1 pseudogene is annotated in these 865 nt (G+C 53.5%); it reads left to right on the top strand.

From position 1 onward, the window contains the following. Positions 1–551: 551 nt before the first annotated feature. Positions 552–865, top strand: a pseudogene (locus tag ACNA7R_RS20485) (ISH3 family transposase); the annotation flags it as partial.

The raw sequence follows: 865 nt of genomic DNA, 5'->3' as shown, positions 1-865 counted from the left end.
CTGACACTCGTAGATTCCGTAGAATTCATCTTCGATACTTCGTTCGTTCTTTTTTGAACTCTGCGACTCGAGTTCTCGGCTCAGTTTGTCGTTGTTTGGTGTGTCGGGAGTCATCGATTTGTTTCTCTTGGCTGTCTGCGACTTGCCGTTTCACGGTTGGCTGATGATCTGTGGATAGCATAGAAAGTACTCTATTTGACTGCCGACACACCGGTCACAACACCAATTTACCGATTTCGGTTGTCGATACGGCGAGAGCTCCCGAGAGCATCAAATACGTATCGTTCGTCGATTTCGTTATGGGGTGTGTCTTGACCATCACTGATACGGTTTCCTGTGAGTCAGTACCGACGCAACCGCGACCCGTGCGGCGGTTGCGCCGGTAAATCGGTACAGCAATCCGTATGAACCCTCGGGACCCGGATGTGAAGCCATCTGTTCTAGTTTAGCGACGGGGTGAAGCAGGATCTCAGCAGAGACTATCGGTAGTTCCCATCAAGTCAGTGGATAGCCACTACTGATGAGTTCTCAGAGAGCGTCTGGATGGGTGTATGAAGTTCCTCTACCATCCAGACACTGCCCTTACGGCTTCTGAACTTGAAACCTTAGCGCTTGATCTACTCGCAGAGATCCCACTCCCCGGAGTCGAAGGCTGCGGCTTCGACTCCGGGATCATCCGATGTACACTCCTGCAAGCCGCTGTCGATCAGAAGTCGATCAAGGCTGTCACCGACACCACTCTTGGAACGTACTCCGACGATTACACGCTCGCCCAGCTTCACACCGTCCCACCGGACGAGTTGGAAGCCGTCGTCAACAAGCTCTTCGCCCAGCAGGCGGCGATGATCCTCGGCCCCAGCCCGAG

This window comes from Natronococcus sp., assembly GCF_047921035.1.
Lineage (GTDB): Archaea > Halobacteriota > Halobacteria > Halobacteriales > Natrialbaceae > Natronococcus.
Note: the sequence above shows the minus strand (reverse complement) of the source record. Positions and strands in the feature narration are given on the sequence as shown.